The organism is Symbiobacterium terraclitae (assembly GCF_017874315.1).
In the GTDB taxonomy this organism is placed as follows: domain Bacteria; phylum Bacillota; class Sulfobacillia; order Symbiobacteriales; family Symbiobacteriaceae; genus Symbiobacterium; species Symbiobacterium terraclitae.
The window spans coordinates 13,668-31,930 of record NZ_JAGGLG010000039.1; the positions used below are offsets into that span (position 1 = coordinate 13,668).

General features: G+C 69.2%; 22 protein-coding genes and 1 other annotated feature. Of the genes, 16 read left to right on the plus strand and 6 right to left on the minus strand.

Features of this window, described 5'->3' with window-relative positions; all coding sequences use genetic code 11:
* The first annotated feature begins 31 nt into the window (after nucleotides 1-31).
* Both J2Z79_RS16640 and J2Z79_RS16645 read left to right on the plus strand, forming a co-directional pair.
* The gene (locus tag J2Z79_RS16640) at nucleotides 32-274 is read left to right on the plus strand and encodes a YkuS family protein (protein ID WP_209468028.1); all 243 of its coding nucleotides are present in this window, start codon (nucleotides 32-34) and stop codon (nucleotides 272-274) included.
* An 18-nt stretch (nucleotides 275-292) separates the two neighbouring features.
* Nucleotides 293-586, plus strand: coding sequence for an MTH1187 family thiamine-binding protein (locus tag J2Z79_RS16645; RefSeq protein ID WP_209468029.1), 294 nt, complete (start codon nucleotides 293-295; stop codon nucleotides 584-586).
* 45 nt (nucleotides 587-631) lie between these two features.
* On the opposite strand, the gene J2Z79_RS16650 is transcribed toward J2Z79_RS16645, so the two are convergent.
* Nucleotides 632-820 (minus strand): alpha/beta-type small acid-soluble spore protein, encoded by a 189-nt coding sequence (locus tag J2Z79_RS16650; RefSeq protein WP_209468030.1) that lies wholly within the window; start codon nucleotides 818-820, stop codon nucleotides 632-634.
* Nucleotides 821-846: 26 nt separating this feature from the next.
* A complete protein-coding gene (locus tag J2Z79_RS16655) occupies nucleotides 847-1,080 on the minus strand; it encodes a DUF1540 domain-containing protein (RefSeq protein WP_209468031.1) in 234 nt (77 codons plus the stop codon).
* 442 nt (nucleotides 1,081-1,522) lie between these two features.
* On the opposite strand from J2Z79_RS16655, the gene speD reads away from it, so the two are divergent.
* The 6 genes from speD to J2Z79_RS16685 all read left to right on the plus strand — a co-directional run bounded on the left by speD (nucleotide 1,523) and on the right by J2Z79_RS16685 (nucleotide 8,044).
* A complete protein-coding gene (gene speD, locus J2Z79_RS16660) occupies nucleotides 1,523-1,918 on the plus strand; it encodes an adenosylmethionine decarboxylase (RefSeq protein WP_209468032.1) in 396 nt (131 codons plus the stop codon).
* Between the two features lie 115 nt (nucleotides 1,919-2,033).
* Nucleotides 2,034-2,912, plus strand: a complete 879-nt coding sequence (locus J2Z79_RS16665) for a site-2 protease family protein (protein WP_209468033.1) — start codon at nucleotides 2,034-2,036, stop codon at nucleotides 2,910-2,912.
* 78 nt (nucleotides 2,913-2,990) lie between these two features.
* The gene (locus tag J2Z79_RS16670) at nucleotides 2,991-4,901 is read left to right on the plus strand and encodes a TIGR03960 family B12-binding radical SAM protein (protein WP_209468034.1); all 1,911 of its coding nucleotides are present in this window, start codon (nucleotides 2,991-2,993) and stop codon (nucleotides 4,899-4,901) included.
* Nucleotides 4,876-5,556 carry a TIGR03936 family radical SAM-associated protein gene (locus J2Z79_RS16675; RefSeq protein ID WP_209468035.1) on the plus strand — a complete coding sequence of 227 codons (681 nt, stop codon included), beginning with the start codon at nucleotides 4,876-4,878 and terminating at the stop codon, nucleotides 5,554-5,556. Before J2Z79_RS16670 ends, J2Z79_RS16675 begins: the two co-directional genes overlap by 26 nt.
* Before the next feature lie 229 nt (nucleotides 5,557-5,785).
* The gene (locus J2Z79_RS16680; protein ID WP_209468036.1) at nucleotides 5,786-6,184 is read left to right on the plus strand and encodes a DUF4342 domain-containing protein; all 399 of its coding nucleotides are present in this window, start codon (nucleotides 5,786-5,788) and stop codon (nucleotides 6,182-6,184) included.
* Nucleotides 6,185-6,340: 156 nt separating this feature from the next.
* Entirely contained in the window at nucleotides 6,341-8,044 is a 1,704-nt protein-coding gene (locus J2Z79_RS16685) for an Rne/Rng family ribonuclease (RefSeq protein ID WP_209468037.1), read from the plus strand.
* Nucleotides 8,045-8,083: 39 nt separating this feature from the next.
* On the opposite strand, the gene J2Z79_RS16690 is transcribed toward J2Z79_RS16685, so the two are convergent.
* The 4 genes from J2Z79_RS16690 to J2Z79_RS16705 form a co-directional block, all read right to left on the minus strand.
* A complete protein-coding gene (locus J2Z79_RS16690) occupies nucleotides 8,084-9,715 on the minus strand; it encodes a glycerol-3-phosphate dehydrogenase/oxidase (RefSeq protein ID WP_209468038.1) in 1,632 nt (543 codons plus the stop codon).
* A gap of 173 nt (nucleotides 9,716-9,888) precedes the next feature.
* The gene (locus J2Z79_RS16695; protein WP_209468039.1) at nucleotides 9,889-10,134 is read right to left on the minus strand and encodes a hypothetical protein; all 246 of its coding nucleotides are present in this window, start codon (nucleotides 10,132-10,134) and stop codon (nucleotides 9,889-9,891) included.
* Nucleotides 10,135-10,184: 50 nt separating this feature from the next.
* Complete coding sequence (locus J2Z79_RS16700) at nucleotides 10,185-11,417, minus strand: hypothetical protein (RefSeq protein ID WP_209468040.1); 1,233 nt, start codon at nucleotides 11,415-11,417, stop codon at nucleotides 10,185-10,187.
* A gap of 11 nt (nucleotides 11,418-11,428) precedes the next feature.
* Nucleotides 11,429-12,817, minus strand: coding sequence for a radical SAM/SPASM domain-containing protein (locus J2Z79_RS16705; RefSeq protein ID WP_209468041.1), 1,389 nt, complete (start codon nucleotides 12,815-12,817; stop codon nucleotides 11,429-11,431).
* Nucleotides 12,818-13,039: 222 nt separating this feature from the next.
* Nucleotides 13,040-13,117, plus strand: a sequence feature (ribosomal protein L21 leader region).
* 10 nt (nucleotides 13,118-13,127) lie between these two features.
* Between J2Z79_RS16705 and rplU the strand changes: the two genes are divergently transcribed.
* The 8 genes from rplU to J2Z79_RS16745 all read left to right on the plus strand — a co-directional run bounded on the left by rplU (nucleotide 13,128) and on the right by J2Z79_RS16745 (nucleotide 18,200).
* Nucleotides 13,128-13,442 carry a 50S ribosomal protein L21 gene (gene rplU, locus J2Z79_RS16710; RefSeq protein ID WP_245302913.1) on the plus strand — a complete coding sequence of 105 codons (315 nt, stop codon included), beginning with the start codon at nucleotides 13,128-13,130 and terminating at the stop codon, nucleotides 13,440-13,442.
* A 4-nt stretch (nucleotides 13,443-13,446) separates the two neighbouring features.
* Entirely contained in the window at nucleotides 13,447-13,776 is a 330-nt protein-coding gene (locus J2Z79_RS16715) for a ribosomal-processing cysteine protease Prp (protein WP_209468043.1), read from the plus strand.
* Nucleotides 13,777-13,780: 4 nt separating this feature from the next.
* Nucleotides 13,781-14,068, plus strand: coding sequence for a 50S ribosomal protein L27 (rpmA, locus tag J2Z79_RS16720; protein ID WP_209468044.1), 288 nt, complete (start codon nucleotides 13,781-13,783; stop codon nucleotides 14,066-14,068).
* 96 nt (nucleotides 14,069-14,164) lie between these two features.
* Nucleotides 14,165-15,442 (plus strand): GTPase ObgE, encoded by a 1,278-nt coding sequence (obgE, locus tag J2Z79_RS16725; RefSeq protein ID WP_209468045.1) that lies wholly within the window; start codon nucleotides 14,165-14,167, stop codon nucleotides 15,440-15,442.
* Between the two features lie 40 nt (nucleotides 15,443-15,482).
* Entirely contained in the window at nucleotides 15,483-15,779 is a 297-nt protein-coding gene (gene yhbY, locus J2Z79_RS16730) for a ribosome assembly RNA-binding protein YhbY (RefSeq protein ID WP_209468046.1), read from the plus strand.
* Between the two features lie 15 nt (nucleotides 15,780-15,794).
* Nucleotides 15,795-16,400: a nicotinate-nucleotide adenylyltransferase gene (nadD, locus tag J2Z79_RS16735; RefSeq protein WP_209468047.1), complete on the plus strand. Its 606-nt coding sequence runs from the start codon at nucleotides 15,795-15,797 to the stop codon at nucleotides 16,398-16,400.
* Nucleotides 16,401-16,405: 5 nt separating this feature from the next.
* Nucleotides 16,406-16,978 (plus strand): bis(5'-nucleosyl)-tetraphosphatase (symmetrical) YqeK, encoded by a 573-nt coding sequence (gene yqeK / locus J2Z79_RS16740; protein ID WP_209468048.1) that lies wholly within the window; start codon nucleotides 16,406-16,408, stop codon nucleotides 16,976-16,978.
* 25 nt (nucleotides 16,979-17,003) lie between these two features.
* The gene (locus J2Z79_RS16745) at nucleotides 17,004-18,200 is read left to right on the plus strand and encodes an LCP family protein (RefSeq protein ID WP_209468049.1); all 1,197 of its coding nucleotides are present in this window, start codon (nucleotides 17,004-17,006) and stop codon (nucleotides 18,198-18,200) included.
* The last annotated feature ends 63 nt before the right edge of the window (nucleotides 18,201-18,263 follow it).

The window sequence follows — 18,263 nt, forward strand, 5'->3', positions numbered from 1 at the left end:
GTACGACAACAACCGTGCGGAGGTGGTGTCGATGCGGATCGCGGTGGAAGACGGCCTCAGCAACGTGAAGGAGGCGCTGAAGGCCGAGGGCTACACGGTCACCAAGCTGTCGCCCGGCAAGATGGAGGGCGTGGGCGCGGCCGTGGTCACCGGCATGTCCAACAACTTCATGGGCATCCACGACACCAACGGCAACCAGTTCCCGGTGATCGACGCAACCGGCAAGACCGTTGACGAGGTGGTCAGGCAGGTGAAGGAGCGGGCCCTCCACTAAGCCGGGAGGTGAGGCCGGGTGGCGCTGGTTGAGATCAGTGTGGTCCCTGTGGGTACCGAGTGCCCCAGTTTCTCCAGCGTGGTCTCCCGTGCGCTTCAGGAGGCCCACCGGAACGGCATCAAGTACACCGTGGGCCCGACCAGCACCGTGATGGAAGGCGACCTGCCAGCCCTGATGGACATCGCGGAGAAGATGCACCGCTCGGCCTTCACCGGGGGCACGCAGCGGGTGGTCACCAACATCAGCATCGACGAGCGCCGCGACAAGGACCAGAGTATGGAGGTCACGGTGGCCGCGGCCACAACGATGTGAACCGCGTCAGGAGGGGGGCGTGAGCCCCCCTCCTGACGGTCTGGTCTACGGGCGATTCGGGGACTGACCGGCCAGGGCCTGCTCCGCTGCCTGGATGGCGTACTTCACCATGTTGCCGGCCTCCCGGGAGGTCAACATGCCGTAGTCGCCTGGCTGAACCCTGTCGCCGGCGCCCTGAAGACGGGCCAGATGCATCTTCGTTGCGTCGGACAGCAGCGAACGTCTTCGGGCCATTCCAATCCTCCTCCCGCTGGGTGGGGTTAACTCCCGATTCGCCTGATTCCCGGCTTCGGCCCCTTGGTATGGGGGATGAAGGTCTCGCAGAGCGTCTGGTTGGATTCCTGAGCCTGCCCGCCGATGGCGCCGACCTCCATGTTGGCGCTGCCTCCCGCGCCGGGCTTGCTCCGCACCATGATCTGCTCCGCGGCGCACCTGTCGTTGGATTCGTAGTAGTAGCAGCTGCTGACGGTGCAGCGAATCTGCTGGCTGGCCATCGCATTCACCTCCCCCGGCTAGTCTCTGCCTGCGACCGGGTTTTCATGCTGACAATCGCTGCGCTCCAGCAGCAGGGAAATGTGGTAAACGGTCCACTCCACTCTTGCGACGGGGGGCGGAACGCGATATATTGTTGTAGGTTGCCACCCCCTGCCGGGGGTGGACAGCCCACAAGAAACAACGCGGCAGAAAATGCAGGCGCGGATGTTGACTTTGAGCGGTTTGTCCTGTACAATCCGTGCTATTGTAAGCCCCTGACGGGGCAGGCCACGTTGTTCTGGAGGTTGGGATCGTCTCAACACGCGGGTCTGAGAACCGAATAGGAACCTAGCACGCCTTAAAGGGTTGGGGCTGTGCCCGACTTTTCCCCCGTTGGCGTGACGATGGTCCCGTCTAGCTTGAGAGGGCTAGAAATGATCAGCCGAAGGGGGAGTTTCTACCATGGCCTACTCGACCTATGGCCGCCACGTGACCATGGATCTGCGCGAGGTTGCCTTCGAGAAGCTCAACGACGTTGACTTCCTGAAGCGTGTGATGTACGAGGCAGCAACCCGCTGCGGAGCCACGGTAGTGGGTGAGAGCTTCATCCAGTTCAGCCCTCAGGGCGTTACCGGCGTCCTGGTCCTGTCTGAGTCGCATCTCTCGATCCACACGTATCCCGAAGAGGGCTTTGCTGCGATCGACTGCTACACCTGCGGCTATACCGTAGATCCCGAGATCGCCTGCGAGTACATGAAGGCGATGCTGGGCGGTCGGGTAGCTGGGTATCGGGCCCTCCGCCGTGGTAGCGGAGCAATCGAAGACCTGAATCAGCTGCAGCTGGCAGCCGCCAACTAGTCGAGAGGTTCCTCACTAACGCCTTTTCGCGAGGTTCCCGCCGGGGGCCTCGCTTTTGTTTGCGCCCGCATGAAGCCGGGGGCCCGTCCATAGACTCCGATGGGAGGGGGGCCATGTGAGGCTGGGTCAGTTCGGCGGCGTGCGGGTGGAGGTGCACTGGCTCTTCCTGCTGGCCCTCGTGGCCGCCTGCGTCAGCGGCTACTACATGGAGGTGCTCATCCTGGTGGGCTCGCTGGCCGCACACGAGCTGGCCCATCTGACCGTGGCGTGGCTGCTGGGCGTGGAGGTGGACTCGCTGCTGCTCACGCCCCTGGGCGGGATGGCCAGGCTGGACACGGCGCTGGAGCTCGACCCCCAGTCCGAGGTCTCCGTCGCCCTGGCGGGGCCGGTGCAGTCCTTCCTGCTGGCCGGGCTCGCCAGCTTCCTCATGGGCGATGCGCTCTTCGACCCCTCGCTGGTCCGCTTCTTCTTCCAGGTCAACGCCAACCTGGCCTTTTTCAACCTGATTCCCGCCCTGCCGCTGGACGGCGGGCGGGCCCTGCGGGGGCTTTTGGCCCAGCGGTGGGGATACCGCCGCACGACGATCTGGAGCACCAGGCTGGGCCTGCTCTGCGGCGCCGTCATGTCGGCGGCCGCCCTGGGGGTGCTGGCCGCCTCCGGCCAGCTCTTCCTCACCCCCCTGGCAGGCGGGCTCTTTCTGATCCTCGGGGCGCTCGCGGAGGGGGAGGAGGCCGTGTTCCGGTCGTACCGGCAGTTCCTGCACAAGCGGCAGCGCATGGCCCGGCAGCGGCTGATCCCGGGCGGCAGCCTGGTGGTGGTGGAGGGCACGCGCATCGGCGAGGTGCTGGAGCACCTGTCGGACCGGCGCTACCACCTGGTGCTGGTGGTCGACCGGGCGCTGCTGCCGGTGGGCACCCTGCACGAGGCGGAGATCATGGACGCCTTCCAGGAGTTGGGCCCACGGGCGACGGTGGAGGAAGTGCTGGATCGTTAACACCGAGGTTTACTTACCCGTCGCTTTCGCGTAACATCGTAGGTGATCCACATCACAGACAGGACAAGGGGTGACGGCATGGCCGAGGCCCTGCGCGACCGCATCGAGCGGCTCCTGCCCCGGGTCTCCAAACCCGCCCGCTACACCGGCGGCGAGTGGAACGCCGTGGTGAAGGACCACAGCAAGGTGGACCTGAAGGTCGCCTGGACCTTCCCCGACGCGTACGAGGTGGGCATGTCCCACCTGGGGTCGCTCATCATGTACCACCAGATCAACCGGCGCGCGGACGCCTGCTGCGAGCGGGCGTACGCGCCCTGGACCGACATGGAGGCCGCGATGCGGGCGGAGGGGATTCCGCTCTTCACGCTGGAGAGCTGGACCCCCGTCAGCGAGTTCGACATCATCGCCTTCCCGCTGCTCTACGAGCTGACCTACACCAACCTCCTCACCTGCCTGGACCTGGCCGGGGTGCCGCTGTTCGCGGCGGAGCGCACCGAGGCCCACCCGCTGGTCATCGCCGGCGGCCCCTGCGCCTTCAACTGCGAGCCGCTGGCCCCGTTCCTGGACGTGGCGGTGCTGGGCGACGGTGAGGAGGTCATCCACCAGATCCTCGACGCGTACAAGGCCTGGCGCGACGGCGGGCGGAAGGACCGCCGGGAGCTGCTCAGGCGGCTGGCCTCCATCACCGGCTGCTACGTGCCCGGCTTCTACGCGGTCACCTACAACCCCGACGGCACGATCAAGGAGTACCGCCCCACCGAGCCCGGGGTGCCCGCGGTGGTGGACCGGGCGACGGTGAAGGACCTCGACGCCATCGATTTCCCCACCCGGCCCGTGGTGCCCAACACGCAGATCGTCTTCGACCGGGCCCAGGTGGAGGTCTTCCGAGGCTGCACCCGCGGCTGCCGCTTCTGCCACGCCGGCTACATCTCCCGCCCGGTGCGGGAGCGGTCGCCGGAGCTTGTCCAGAAGCTGGCCCGTGAGATGGTGCGGAACACGGGCTACAGCGAGCTCTCGCTGGTCTCGCTCTCCACGGCGGACTACACCGACGTGCAGAGCACGGTTGGCCGGCTGTCGGACGAGCTGCAGTGCCAGGGCGTGAACGTGACCCTGCCCTCCACCCGGGTGGACGCCTTCTCGGTGGCAGTGGCCGACGCGGTGAGCAAGGTGCGCAAGGGCTCCATCACCCTGGCGCCGGAGGGTGGCTCGGCCCGCATCCGGCGGGTGATCAACAAGACCGTCTCCGACCGGGACATCCGCGACGCCATGCGGGCCGCGTTCCGGAGCGGCTACCGGGCGGTGAAGCTCTACTTCATCCTCGGCCTGCCCACCGAGACCGACGCCGATCTGGAGGCGATCGCCGAGAAGGGGCACTGGGCCCTGGAGATCGCCGAGGAGGAGCTGGGCCGCCAGGAGGCGCGGAAGGTGCGGGTGACCATTTCGGTCTCCGTGTTCGTGCCGAAGCCGCACACGCCGTTCCAGTTCGAACCGCAGGTGACGCTGGCGGAAGCTCGGCGGCGGCAGCAGTATATCAAGCGCTTCCTCAAGGACCGGCGCATCGAGTACAAGTACCACGAGGCCGACGTCAGCCACATCGAGGCCCTGCTCTCGCTGGGCGACCGGCGGGTGGCGAACGCCATCCTGCGGGCCTGGCAGATGGGCGCCCGGTTCGACGGCTGGAACGAGCACTTCGACTACAACCTCTGGCTCAGGGCCTGCGAGGAGGCCGGGGTCGACATCGCGTTCTACACGTACCGGAAGAAGGGCTACGGCGAGCGGTTCGCCTGGGACCACCTGTCGCCAGGGCTGAGCCGGGAGTGGCTGATCGACGACCACCGGCGGGCGATGGCCGAGGTCGAGGTGGAGGACTGCCGCTGGGAGAACTGCGACCTCTGCGGCGTGTGCATGAGCTACAACGTGCTGCCGACGCTGAAGCCGGCGGGCTTTGTGGGAGAGGACGAACTTGCAGTTACGGATTCGGCTGGCTAAGGTGGGCCTGGCCCGCTTCCTGTCGCACCTGGACCTGCAGCGCACCGTGGAGCGGGGCCTCCGGCGCGCCGGACTGCCCCTGGCCTTCACCCAGGGGTTCAACCCGCACCCCCGCATCAGCTACGCCTCCGCGCTGGCGACGGGGACAAGCAGTGAGGGCGAGTTTCTCGACGTGGACCTGACCGAGCCGGTGGACCCGGCGGAGTTCCTGGCGCGCGCCAACCAGCACCTCCCGCAGGGCGTGCGGGTGCTGGAGGCCCGCCCCGCCCCCGGCGAGGGCGACTCGCTGATGGCGCAGATCAACGCCGCCGCCTACCGCCTCACGGTGGAGGGCGCCGACCAGGCCGCCCTGGAGGCCGCCGTGGCGGCCTTCCTCGCCGCCCGCGAGGTGGTGGTGGCCCGGGAGGGCCGGACTGGCACCCGCCCGGTCGACATCCGCCCGCAGGTCTACGAGCTGGCGGTCACCGGGCCCGGCGAGCTGCGGGCCCTGGTGCAGACCGGCTCACAGGGGAACCTGAAGCCCGAGGAGGTGCTGGCGGGCCTGGCGCAGCTGGCGCCCGGCCTGGCCGGCGCCGAGCTGACCCTGACCCACCGGCTGATGCTCTACCGGCGCGACCCCGAGACCGGCGTGCTGACCGAGCCCTGGTCGCTGTGACCCTGTCTGTTCGCCCATGACGATGGCGGCGCCCGTCTCCCGGTGAGGCGGGCGCCGCCCTGCAGTGCGCCCCGGGCGGGTCACCGGGGACCCGGCGGGAGGGCGTCAGGTCCCGTGCAGGCCTGCTGCCGGGGAAGACCGCGCACGGTGAAGGGACGAGCCGCGAACAGACGTCTGACCAGTTGGGATCGGCAATGTCGACCCGACACAGGAGAGGAGGGGTCGTCAGATGGAGGAGCGGGAGAAGCTCGCGAAGATGGACCTGCTGCGCGCCAGGTTCGACATCTCTTACGCCCGGGCGCGGGAGGTCCTGGAGGCCAACGACTGGGACGCCGTGCTGGCGACGATCCAGCTGGAGCAGGAGCAGGCGACGGCGCAGGCCGCCCCCGGCGGCTTCACCGAGGAGCTGAAGGTCAGCGGCCGCGACCTGGTGGAGACCCTGAAGCGGATCCTGCACGAGGGGAATGTCACCCGGATCATCGTCCGGGATCCGAAGGGGATCGAGATCCTCAATCTGCCCGTCACCGGCGCCGTGGTCTTCGCCCTGATCCTGCCGGTGCTGACCGCGCTGGGCGCCGTGGTCATCCTGGCGATGGACTACACCGTCGTGGTGGAGCGGAAGTACTGAGCGGTTCGGGGCACGCACAGCCCTCCGGGGGTCCGGAGGGCTGTGCGCCGTTCGCGGGGCGTGCAGGAGTCCGCCGCCTGGGAGACGAAGTCCAACATACTTGGGATACTATTCCCCGGGTAGTACCAACCCCAAAGGAGATGGGGGCTTTTTTTGATGCAAAAGGAGATTCTCGTCACCGTCGACATCGATGAGACCCGCGCGGCCGTGCTCGAGGACGGCGAACTGGTCGAGATCTACATCGAGCGGCCGGTTCACCAGCGCATTGTCGGCAACATCTACAAGGGAAAGGTCGAGAACGTGCTGCCGGGCATGCAGGCGGCCTTCGTCGACATCGGCCTCGAGCGCAACTCGTTCCTCTACGTGGACGATGCGCAGCCCGGCCGTGCCCAGGTAGAGGGCGAGGAGGTCTCCGCCCGGGGCGGGCAGCGCCTCACCATCAAGGACCTGGTGAAGACCGGCCAGGAGGTCCTCGTGCAGGTGGCCAAGGAGCCCATCGGCACCAAGGGCGCCCGGGTGACCCGCAACATCACGCTGCCCGGCCGATTCCTGGTGCTGATGCCCCAGGTGGACTACGTCGGCGTCAGCCGGCGCATCACCGATGAGCGGGAGCGGGAGCGGCTGAAGCAGATCGCCCAGTCCGTCAAGCCCAAGGGCATGGGCCTGATCGTCCGCACCGTGGCCGAGGGGGCCGGGGAGGAGGAGTTGGCCCACGACGCCGCCTTCCTGGAGCGCCACTGGCAGCAGATCGCCGCCAGGGCGGCGACGGTGAGGGCGCCGGCCCTGGTCCACCACGACCTGGGCCTGATCCACCGGCTCGTGCGCGACGGCCTCGACGACACGGTCAGCCTGTTCATGGTGGACCAGCGGGCCGCGTACGACACCGCCATCGAGGTGGTGGAGCTGCATGCCCCCCAGTTCCGGGACCGCATCAAGCTTTATACCCGCACCGACCAGACCCTCTTCGACTACTACGGCGTCGAGATGGAGATCGAGAAGGCCATGCGCAAGCGGGTCTGGCTGAAGAGCGGCGGCTACATCGTCATCGACCAGACCGAGGCGCTCACCGCCATCGACGTGAACACCGGCAAGTTCGTCGGCTCCACCAACCTGGCGGACACCGTCTTCAAGACCAACATGGAGGCCGCCCGGGAGATCGCGCGCCAGCTGCGCCTCAGGGACATCGGCGGCATCATCATCATCGACTTCATCGACATGGACCGGCCCGACCACCGGCAGCAGGTGATCCAGGCCCTGGAGCAGGAACTGAAGCGCGACCGCACGCGGGCCAACATCCTGGGCCTCACACAGCTCGGCCTCCTGGAGATGACCCGCAAGAAGTCGCGGCAGAACCTGAGCGAGGCGCTCACCAGGCCGTGCCACTACTGCGACGGCAGGGGCAAGATCTTCAACGAGGAGACCATGGCGCACCGGGTCCGGGCGGAGATCCGGCGCATCATGAAGCAGTCCTCCAGCGAGGCGATCCTGATGGAGGTGCACCCCTCGGTGGCCGCCCTGCTCATCGGCCCCGGCGGTGCGAACCTCAGGGCGCTGGAGAACGAGCTGGCCCGGACGATCTACATCCGCGGCAACAGCGAGATCCACCAGGAGTCGTGGAGCCTGAAGGCGCTGGGCACCCGGGAGGAGGTGGAGGCGCGGGCGCTGCCGGTGACCGCGGGCCAGGTGATCGACCTGCGCATCGACGAGGCCCACGCCACCAACCCCAGCGACGGCATCGCCCGGGTGGACGGCTACGTCATCGACGTGGCCGACGCCGGCCGGCTGGCGGGAAAGGTCGTGCGGGTGGAGATCGTGAAGGCCTACCGCACCTATGCCAAGGGCAGACTTGTAGAGGGATGAGACCCGGATCTGGCCGCACCAGATCCGGGTCTCCTTCTGCTATACCGCTGCGGTTGCCCCGTTCTCCCGCTTCCAGGCGAACATGGCGTCCAGCTCCCGCTCGGTGGCAGCGATCTCCGCCTGCTTCTGCGCCTCGCTCCAGCCGAGCAGGGCGCCCATCTCGTCGGCGAGGGCAGGCAGGTAAGGCCGGCCGTTGTGCGGCGTGAAGAGCATCAGGTCGGTGCGCCGCTGCACCACGTCGAGGAGGTGGACGGCCATCTCGGCCTTGACGGCATGCCGGGCCTGGGCCAGCCGCCAGCGCAGCTCCGGGTCGGGCGCGGAGACAGCCCGGGCCTCGTCGGCTACCTGCGCCAGGGCCGTGCCGTAGCGGTCGGCCAGCCGGTCGATCAGGCTGCCGGCGGTGCCGATCTCCCCGGCCAGCCGGCGCTTCTGCTGCTCGTCGGGCAGCTTGCCCTGCGCTCCGGGCAGGAGGGCTGTGCTGGCCGCCAGGTGCGCCTCGCTCCGGGTCGCGGGGAAGACGTCGTCGACGATGTGGCTGGCCATCGCCCGGAAGGCGGTCAGCTTCCCGCCGCCGACCGTCACCAGCCCCGAGTCGGTGCGGAAGAGCTTGTAGTCCCGGGAGGTCGCCGAAGGGTTCGCCTCGTTCTCGGGCTTCAGGAGCGGCCGGAAGCCCGACCAGCCCGCGATGATGTCCTCCTCGCTCAGCCCGGCCTCGGGGAAGAGGCGGCGGGCGGCGTCCACCACGTAGTCGACGTCTGCCCGCGCAATCGAATAGGCAGCGGGGTCGCCGTGGTGGTCGGTATCGGTGGTGCCGATGTAGGTGCAGTCGCCGGAGGGCACCGCGAACATCATGCGGCCGTCGCGGCCCCGCATCACGACCGCGTGCCTGATGGGCAGGCGGCGGTGCGGCACCACCAGGTGGACGCCCTTCGTGAGGCGCAGGATGGACGGGGCGCCGGGGTCGTCCAGGCGGCGCACCGCGTCGGCCCAGGGACCCGCGGCGGCCACCACGCGGGACGCCCGGACGTCGAAGGCCTCGCCGCTGAGCTGGTCCGCCACCGTGGCCCCGACGATCTGGCCGCGGCCGTCCTTGCGGAAGCCGGTCAGCTTCACGTAGTTGGCCACCGCGGCGCCGTGGGCGGCAGCGGACTGGATGACCTCGAGGGTGAGGCGGCCGTCGTCCGTGCGGCAGTCTGCGTACAGGGCGCCTCCCTGGAGCCGGTCGGCGCGCAGCCAGGGCTCCCGCTCCCGCAGCGGCCCGGGCTTCAGCATCCGGTGCGGAATCGGGTTGGTCCTGCCGGCGAACCAGTCGTAGAGGGTGAGGCCGACGTGCAGCATCCAGAGCGGGTCGGGGTCGCCCTCGTAGACCGGGAAGAGGAACTCCGTGGCCTTGACCAGGTGGGGCGCCATGAACAGCAGGTTCTGCCGCTCCACGACCGACTCCCGCACCAGGCGGAACTCGAAGTTCTTCAGATAGCGGAGGCCGCCGTGGATCAGCTTGGTGGACCGGCTGCTGGTGGCGTAGGCGAAGTCGTTGGCTTCGACGAGCCCCACCTTCAGCCCCCGCAGCGCGGCCTCGCGGGCGACTCCGGCCCCCGTGATGCCGCCGCCGACCACCAAGAGGTCGAAGGGTTCTGAGGCGAGGCGCTGGATCATCTCCGTCCGGTTCATGACATACCCCCCTCTCAACAACGGAAAAAGGAGAGACCACGGGCAGGCCAGGGGCACCGCCGCGCGGGCGGTTCCTCCGGACTGCCGATGGCTCTCCTTCTCTCCACCATCGAGCTATGTAACCATATTATACGATCTTGTTTTGTTGTGCGTCAACAGACGGCCCGTGCCGCCTACTTCCTGGACGCCCGCCTGCGGCGGAAGTAGACGATGGCGCCGGCGATCGCGGCCAGGCCGCCCACCGGCACCGCCCCCGCCCGCCAGTCACAAGGGATGGACGTCCCGCCGTCGTTGATGGTGCAGCAGAAGTTCACGCCGCAGTCGTAGAACACCTGGCCTTCGAGCTCCTCGGCCAGCTGCTCCGGGTCCCACGATTCATCGACCGGCAGATGGGTCCTGGTAACAGGCCTTAGAGACAAACTGCAACCCTCCTTTTCGCCGGAACTCATCCTCCTCGGGATACGGCTGTTCATGCCCCCTGGCGCGCCGCCCCCCTTCGCAGCAGGGGTCCCAGCCACCGGTACAGCCGCCGACCCGCGCTGAGGACCAGCACCGCCCAGGCCGCACCCTGGAGCACCACCCAGGCGCGCTCCCGGGTGAGGCCCCCGGTCGCCGCCAGCAGCAGTTCACGTGGCAGGGCGCCTGCGAGGAATTCCGACCAGCGGATCAGGCCCCAGGTGAACGCGGCGAGGAACAGCGCGTTCCCCAGTCCGTAGGCGGCGATCACCAGGCGCTGCACGGGGCCGTACGCGGGGAGGAAGGCGTCGCGCACCCTGCCCAGGGTGGCCCACTCCGCCAGCTGCCCCCAGCCCCGGCGGGCCAGGTTGACGATGCCGAAGAGGTGCGAGAGCATCCAGTAGCCGTCGAAGCGGAGGAAGGGCTGGAGGTTGGAGAGGGTCGCGACGTCGCTCAGCAGCGCGAGCAGCGCCGCCGGGGTGCCCGGGTTGAGCAGGTAGTGGCCCCAGAGGAGGCTGCCGGTGAGGAACTGGAAGTAGATGCCGCCCGACGCGATGACGAAGCGCTGCCGGCGGCTGGCGGTCCAGATGTTGTCGACCTTCGTGTAGAAGACCGGAAAGACCACGTTCAGGCCGGCGCCGACCTCGCGCACGGCCAGGCCTGCCGCCCGCGCAGCCGCCGCGTGGCCCAGCTCGTGCAGGAGCCCCGCGGCGAGGAGGATGGCAGCCAATGCCGCCAGCTGCCCGGGGGCAAGGACCGACCACGGATCGGCGGCCAGCGCGAGCAGCCTCGTGCGGCGGAAGGCGGCGTAGGGCGCCAGGCGCACGGCGGCGGAGAGGAGAAGGAGCAGCGCCACCCACCGCGGCCGGAAGAGGAACGCCAGCCCAGCGGCTGCCGCTGCCAGGCCGGGGCCGCTGAAGAGGCGGAGGCGAACCTGGCCGAGCCCGTTTCCGACTGCCGGTTCAGGGCTCTCCACAGGCGCCTCCCCGGCGATGAGGCCGCGTTCGGCCAGCCACCGGATCACCCTCCCGGCCGCCTCTGCCGTGACGGGTGAGCCTGTCGCCTCGGCGGCGAGGCGCGCCAGTTCGGCCGGCGTCCGCGTGCCGTCGGCGTTGGCGGCGATGTGGTAGATCAGCGGGTGCACCTGCCACTCCCGGCCGGCAGGGCCGGCCAGAAGGAAGGCCGGCAGGCCCTGTTGATCGAGCTGCTGCAGGATGACGCCCTGCGCCAGCGCCGGCCGCTCCATGGCACTCCCCCTCAATAGCCGAGCTCCCGGTGGACGGGCACGCCGGACAGGTCGTCGCGCAGCGCGACCGCCTGCTCCACGTGGCAGCGGAACAGTTCGGCGAACCCGTCGCAGAAGGCGCTGTCGAACCCGTCGCCGCGCTGGAGCGCACGGATCCCGCAGCCGCCGCTGCAGAAGAACACGTAGCGGCACGTCTGGCAGGCGGGGATGCTGAGCCCGTGCCGCTCCAGCCAGCGGCCGAGGCGGTCCTCGTCCAGCTCCAGCTCCGGCCAGAAGCGTCCCACCCTGCCGCCGGGCACGCCGATCGCCTCCCAGCAGGTGTACACGCCGCCGTCGGCCGCGAGGACGAACATGTTCAGGTGGGCGCCGCAGTAGGCGGGTGTGAGCGCGGCCAGCAGCCGCTCGCCGAGGAGGTGCGCGACCTTCCTGCGCAGCGCGCCGCCGGCCACGGCCAGCACGTCGCGCCCAAAGCGGGGACGGTAGACGGCGTTCACCTCCCGGACCAGCCGGATGACCGCCCGCTGCAGCCTGGCGGACTCGCCCTGGCCGCCCTCCCCGCGGATGGGGGCGCAGTAGGCCGCGAAGAGCCCGTGCCCCAGCCAGCCGTACCGGTCGAACTCGGCCACCAGGTCCGGGACGGAACCGAGGCTCTCCCAGCCCGCGTTGACGCGCAGCGAGACCCGGACCCCCTGCGCAAGCGCCAGGTCGACGTTGCGCTTGATCCGCCAGTACGTACCCCGGCCGTCCGGGGTTCGCCGCTGCCGGTCGTGGACCTCCGGCGGGCCGTCCAGGGTGATCTGGACCGACTCCAGCCTGCCGGGGCCCAGCCAGCCGCGGAAGTGGTGCAGCTCGGTGCCGTTGGTCACCGCGTCGAAGCGGTAGCCGAGCTCCATCCCCCTCCGGAAGACGTGTTCGAGCACCGGGCGGTTGGCGGCCAGCAGCGGCTCGCCGCCGAACAGCAGGATGCGGCTCACCCGTGCGCCCCTGCGTTTCTGCAGCGCGGCCATCGCCCGGAAGGCGGCGTCGGCCATCTCCGTGCTCAGCGACGGCGACGCGGCCCCGCCGGCGCGCAGGAAGTTCTGGAAGCAGTAGGCGCAGCCGAGGTTGCACCCGAGCGTGGGCACGAGGATGAAGCTGGCGCTGTGCGCGGCCCTGTCCCGCAGCCGGCGGCCGATCCGGAGGGCCGTCTCCCGCTCTTCCGCGACCGTCTTGCGCGTGATGTAGCCGCGGCGCATCATGTATGCGAGGTCCTGTTCCGAGAAGAGGTCCCAGCGCATGGCCCGCATGTTCCGTGCCCAGTCGCCGCCGACCCGGTCCACGGCGCCGGAGATGCCGTGCACCAGAACCGTCCCGCCGGTGCGCTCCAGGGGGACGAAGATGGTGTAACTGCTGAGCCTCATCCCACCACCCTCCTGTCCCACCGCGAGGCCGCCACCCGGATCAATGATAAGAAGATTTCTATAGAATGTACAGATCTATCTTGCGAATGGCGACGTCCGGTCCCACTTCGCGGGGCGGTGTCAGGGTCAGAAGTTCGAGAGGTGCCCCTGCATTGACACACGTGGCCAAACCATGCTAACATTACATGTCGCCTCCGCGCGCCTCTGGCCATGCTCAGGGGGTTGTGGTGGCAACCGCTCGGGGCGGGTTCACCAAACCGCCGACAGGCGTACCTGGCTCCGGCGAGTCTACATCTCGGAGGTGTTCCGTTTGACTTACGCGATCGTGGAGACCGGTGGCAAGCAGTATCGGGTCCAGGTGGGCGACACCCTGCGGGTGGAGAAGCTCGGGGCCGCCGAGGGCGAGAGCGTCGTCTTCGACAAGGTCCTGGCGATTGGCAAGGACGGCCAGGTGACCGTCGGCACGCCGTACGTGGACGGGGCCAAGGTGACCGCCAAGGTCGCCGCCCAGGGCAAGGCGCCGAAGATCATCGTCTTCAAGTACAAGGCCAAGTCCAACTACCGCCGGAAGTCCGGCCACCGGCAGCCCTTCACTGCGGTGACCATCGAGGCCATCGAGGGGTAGTGCCGTGATCACGGTCCGGGTGGGCCGGGCGGAGGACGGCTCGGTCGTCTCGCTGCGCACCGAGGGGCACGCCGGCTACGCGGACCCGGGCGAGGACATCGTCTGCGCCGCGGTCACTGCGCTGGTGGTGACGGCGCTCATCGGGCTCAAGCGGGTTGCCGGTCACCCCCACGAGGGCCGGGCCTCGTCAGGGAAGGCCTGGTGCAGGCTGCTGCCCGGCGGCACTCCGGAGTCCCGGCTCAAGGCCGTGGCGATTCTCGAAACCGTGGTCCTCGGCCTCAAGGATATTGCGAAGGATTACAAGGATTATGTCCGCGTGACGGAGGGAGGCTAACCGCATGTTCCTGCAGCTTTTCGCCAGCAAGAAGGGCGTTGGTTCGACCAAGAACGGTCGTGATTCGAACCCCAAATACCTGGGTGTGAAGCGGAGCGACGGCCAGATCGTCACCGTGGGTGAGATCATCGTTCGGCAGCGGGGCACCAAGATTCACCCCGGCGCGAACGTCGGCCGCGGCAAGGACGACACCCTGTTCGCCCTGGCCGACGGCATCGTGAAGTTCAGCCGCAAGGGCGCCGACCGGAAGCAGGTTTCGGTCCTGCCCATCGAGCTCGCCCTCGAGGCGTAAGGCGGAAACCCGAGGCCCCAGCACCCCGGCGGTGCTGGGGCCTCTTCCGCCGCGGGCGAATACTAGCCACGAGAAACCGGTCTGGGGCGTGATACCATGTTTGTGGATGTCGCCCGCATCTACGTGAAGGGCGGCGACGGGGGGCGGGGCTCCAACTCGGTCCGCCGGGAGAAGTACATCCCCGAGGGCGGGCCGTGGGGCGGTGACGGCGGGCGCGGCGGCAACGTCGTCTTCGTCGTGGACCCGGGGCTGAACACCCTCGTCGACTTCAAGTACCAGAAGCACTTCAAGGCCGAGCGGGGCGAGCACGGCGGCACGAAGGGCATGCACGGCCGCAAGGGCGAGGACCTGGTGGTCAAGGTGCCGCCGGGCACCGTGGTCAAGGACGACGACACCGGCGAGGTGCTCTTCGACCTGGTGGAGCCCGGGCAGCGCGTCGTCGTGGCCCGGGGCGGCCGGGGCGGGCGCGGCAACATGCGCTTCGCCACGCCCACCAACAAGTGCCCCACGTTCTACGAAAAGGGCGAGCCGGGAGAAGAGCGCTGGCTGCTCCTGGAGCTGAAGGTGGTGGCAGACGTCGGGCTGGTCGGCTTCCCCAACGCGGGCAAGTCCACCTTCCTTTCTGCCGTGAGCGCCGCCCGGCCCAAGATCGCCAACTACCCCTTCACTACCCTGAACCCCGTCCTCGGCGTGGTCGAGGTGGGCGACGGCCGCTCCTTCGTCATCGCCGACATCCCCGGCCTGATCGAGGGAGCGCACCAGGGGGTGGGCCTGGGCCACGAGTTCCTGCGCCACGTGGAGCGCACGAAGGTGCTGATCCACGTACTGGACGGCGCCGGCACCGAGGGCCGCGACCCGCTGCAGGACTTCGACGTGATCCAGCACGAGCTGCGCGCCTACAACCCGGAGCTGGCCGACCGGCCGACCCTCGTGGCCTTCAACAAGATGGACCTGCCCGAGGCCCGGGAGAACCTGCCCCGCGTGCAGGCGGAGCTGGAGGCGCGGGGCTACCGGGTGTTCCCGATCTCCGGCGCCACCCGCGAGGGGTTCCGCCCGCTGCTCGCGGCCGCGGCGGACCTGATCGCCGCCTGGCAGCCGCCCGAGCCGGCGGCCCCCGCGGAGGAGAAGGTCTACCGGCCGAAGGAGGACGACTGGCGGGTCTACCGCTACGGCGGCGTCTGGCACGTGGAGGGCAAGGAGATCGAGCGGCTGGTGGCCATGACGATGTGGGAGAACGACGAGGCGGTGAGCCGCTTCCTCAAGATCCTGAAGCTGAAGGGCGTCGAGCGCGCCCTCCGGGAGGCGGGGGCGGAGGACGGCGACACCGTAAGGGTATACGGCATCGAGTTCGAGTTGACGGACGATCCCGCGTGACGGGCCGGGGCGCGGCCCCGGCAGAGAGGATGGAGAGAGCGTGGAGCTGCGCGGCAAGCAGAAGCGATTCCTGCGGGCGATGGGCGTGACGATGAACCCGATCCTGACCATCGGCAAGGAGGGCGTCACCGAGGGCGTGATCGCCCAGGCCGACGGCGCCCTCAGGGCGCGTGAGCTGATCAAGGGGCGGGTGCTGCAGACCGCCCCCGACGAGCCAGAGGCGATCGCGGCGGAGGTCGCAGGGCGCACCGACGCCGCCCTGGTACAGGTGGTGGGGCGGAACTTCCTGCTCTTCCGCCGGAATCCCGAGGAGCCCAAGATCGAACTGCCCGACTGACAGGGGGTGGTGCGGGTGGCACGCGTCGCCATCCTCGGCGGCACCTTCGACCCGATCCACCTGGGCCACCTGGCCGCGGCGCAGGGGGTACTGCACCTGACGGGCGTGGAGCGGGTGGTCTTCATGCCCAACCGGCAGCCGCCCCACAAGGAGGGGCAGGCGGTGACCCCGGCGGTCCACCGCACCGCCATGGTCAGGCTGGCGATCGCCGGCAACCCGGACTTCGCCTTCTCCGACCTGGAACTCCGGCGGGAGGGGCCGTCGTACACCATCGAGACCGTCCGGGCCCTGCAGGCGGAGCGGCCGGACTGGCAGGCTTCATTCATCATCGGGATGGACAGCCTCCTGGAGATCCGCACCTGGCGGGAGTACGAGACCCTGCTCCAGGCGGTGGACTGGCTGGTGGTGACCCGGCCGGGCTACGACACGACACGCGGTCGGCGGCTGCTGGCGGAGCTGGGCCCGCGGCTCAGCGCACGCGTCCGGCTGCTGGAGATCCCTGGCGTGGCGGTCTCGTCCACCCACCTGCGGCAGCTGGCGGCCCGGGGCTACCCCCTCCGCTACCTGGTGCCCGACGAGGTGGCCGCGTACATCGAGGCGCACGGGCTCTACAGGAGGTGAGTGCCGTGGCGGAGTGGCACGCGCTGGAGGCGGCGCTGCAGGCGCGGGTGACGGGCGAGCGGCTGGCGCACACCTATCGGGTGCTGGAGACTGCCCGCCGCCTGGGCCGGATTCACGGCGCCGACGACGGGCAGGTGGCGGTAGCCGCCCTGATGCACGACTACGCGAAGCCGCTGCCCCCCGCGGCGCTGCTGGCGGAGGCGGTTCGCCTGGGGCTGACCCCGGACCCGGTGGAGCGGGCCCAGCCGCACTTGCTGCACGGACCCGTGGCGGCCGCACTCCTGGCCGAGGAGGGGCTGGTGACCGACCGGGAGGTGCTGCAGGCCATCGCCAGCCACACCACCGGGCGGGCCGGCATGAGCCTGCTGGAGAAGGTGATCTACCTCGCCGACTACGTCGAGCCGGGCCGGCGGTTCGCCGGGGTGGAGGAGATCCGGGCCGAGGCCGAACGGGACCTGGACCGGGCGCTGCTCGGCGCCCTGAACAACTCCCTGGTCTACCTGGTGCGGCAGGGGTGGCTGATCCACCCCGCATCGGTGGAGGCCCGCAACTGGCTGTTGCAAGAGTTGCAGCGATAGCTTCCGCAAGGGGGGAGCATCGGCGGTGAGCTGGGGAAAGAGGGTGGCCCTGGGCGCGGCGCTTCTGCTCGTCGCCGGCCTGGCCTACGTGGCCACGTCGCTGGGCGTGGCGGTGAACCGGAGCTACGCCCCCGTCGACCCCGATGTGGCCCCGGAGGTGCGCGCGGCCCCCGTGCAGCCGGGGGAGCGCATCAACGTCCTCGTCATGGCGCTCGATCAAGACGCGCTGCGCACGGACGTGCTGCTGCTGGTCTCCTTCGACCTGGAGCAGAAGCGGGTGGCGGCCATCCAGATCCCGCGCGACACCAGGGCCTACCTGGCGGGCAAGGGGACCATCGAGAAGGTGAACCACGCCTACGTCTACGGCATCGTCGACGAGTACGGCAACATCGACCCGGACGAGGTCTTTCCGTCCAACCTCCGCACGTTGAAGACGGTGGAGGGGCTGCTGGGCGTCCGCATCCACCACACGGTGGTCGTCGACATGGCGGCCTTCGTCCGGGCGATCGATGCCATTGGCGGGGTCGAGGTCGACATTCCTTTTAAGATGGAATATGACGACCCATATCAAGACCTGCATATCCATTTCGAGCCTGGACCGCAAGTACTTAACGGTCAGAAGGCGCTTGAATACGTCCGCTGGCGACACAACAATGATGGTACAGGGTATCCCGACGAGGACCTGGGCCGCATCCGCGCCCAGCAGGCGTTCATGCGCACGGTCATCGCCAAGGTGACCAGCCCCGGCAGCCTGGTGCGGCTGCCCGCACTGCTGCAGGAACTGGCGGGGTACGTGGAGTCGACCATCGAGCCCTCCCGCCTCCCCGCGCTGATCGCGCTGGTCGCCGGCCTCGACCCGGGTTCCGTCGAGATCACCACCCTGCCCGGGACCAGTGCAAGCCTCTACGAGGTGGGCCTTGACCAGTACTTGAACTACTACCTGCACGACCCGGTGGCCACCCGGCAGCTCGTCGACCGGCTGGTCCACGGCATTGACCCGGAGCTGGCCGCGGAGGTCCGGGTGGAGGTGGCCGCAGCAGCGGGTGACCCCCGGGCGGAGGCCATCATCGGCCGCATGGCGGAGCAGGGCTTCCAGGTCGGGCGCACCGATCCGCCGGCCGAACTGCCCGCGGCGGTGCGCGTGGAACCCAGCGGGGACGCCGCCGGTAGCCTGATGGTGGCCCGGTCGCTGCTAGGAGCCTGTCCGGGTAACCGCACGTGAGATAGGGGCAGACTCCCAATGATTGGATATCAACGATCGTGCCTACTTCTTCATGCGCTGTCT